This window comes from Oleisolibacter albus (assembly GCF_003336875.1).
Lineage (GTDB): Bacteria > Pseudomonadota > Alphaproteobacteria > Azospirillales > Azospirillaceae > Niveispirillum > Niveispirillum album.
Genome location: NZ_QGNJ01000041.1, coordinates 1 through 1,287, shown reverse-complemented (window position 1 = coordinate 1,287; position 1,287 = coordinate 1). Strand labels below are relative to the sequence as shown.

The 1,287-nt window shown below is 58.5% G+C and carries 1 protein-coding gene; it reads left to right on the top strand.

Going from position 1 to position 1,287, the window contains the following annotated elements; genetic code table 11:
* The coding region (locus DK368_RS21170; protein WP_205028346.1) for a S8 family serine peptidase at positions 1-1,236 on the top strand (1,236 nt) is incomplete at its 5' end.
* Positions 1,237-1,287 lie beyond the last annotated feature (51 nt).

Genomic DNA, 1,287 nt, shown 5'->3' with positions numbered 1-1,287 from the left:
CGAACGCAGGTCCAGGGAAAGAGGTCGCGTCATGCCGGCTGGCCTCCTGCTCCAGCCCGCACCTTGAATCATGTCCCGCAGAAAAGAGGAATCCCAATACGATTCCGTCAGACAGAAAATCGCTCTAACAAAGACCTCGGGGTTGGCTATACCCCGTGGCAGGACGTGTTTGGTCGCCTTAAGGAACTTCGAAAGTGGGGACCAGAGGATCGGATATCGCCAGAGGACAAAGGCGTTCTGGAAGAGATTGCGGAAGACCTGTCAGAGGATGAATCTGTTAGGATCGAGGTGGAATTAGTTTATAGACCGAAGAAACAGGAAGCCTCAAACGCCCAAACGTCTTTTGAAGATCGTTTGCGCGAGCGTGGCGGTAGGTTGATCACATCCCAACGTATTGGTCCGATCTCTTACCACGGTTTACTGGTCGAGATTCCTGCAAGCGAGTTGAAGGCAATCCTGTCCCAGGAGGAGACGAGCCTTCGAGGCGCCAATGAGGTCATGCACATCCGCCCGCAGAGCTTGGGCAATGGCATTGGGACCACCGACATTACCGCAGCAGATTTTCCGGCGAGAGCGGCCGCCGACCGACCGCCCATTCTGGCCTTGCTGGATGGGGCCGTCGTTTCCGGCCACCCCTTGCTTGTCGGCAGGACCGACGGGATCGACCTGTTCGCCCTGGAAGAGCGGACACCCGTTCGGGACCGCAAGCATGGCACTGCCATGGCGTCGCTGATCGTCCATGGCGACCTGAACAGCCCCGGCAGTTCCCCATTGCCGCGCAGGATCATCACCGTGCCGGTGATGGAATTTGATGGTCGGGAAGAGTGTCTGCCGACCGAGCGCCTTGCCATCGACTTGGTCTATGAGGCCGTCCTGCATCTTCGCCAGCAGACCGATGCGGATATCCTGATCATCAACTTGTCGCTCGGCAACAAGCGGCGCCCGTTCCACGGCCAGATGTCCCCCTGGGCGCGCCTCCTGGATTGGTTAGCCTGGGAGCATGGCATCCTGTTCGTCATTGCAGCGGGCAATGATGATGGGTTCATAACCATCGAGGGCTATCCTACCGGAACCGCGTTGGAGAATGACAAGTCGGACAACCGCCCCAAGGCCGTGCTGAGGGCTGTTGATGCGCGAAAAGCTGAACGCCGCATCCTGTCGCGGGTGTGTCAGGAATTCTGTGTAAGAGCATCCCCGCGGGATGTCGCTTTCAGCCGTCAGCGCGCTGACGGCTGAAAGCGATCGCCGAACATGATAGCGAACTGATTGAGGGCTGTCCGCCATTCC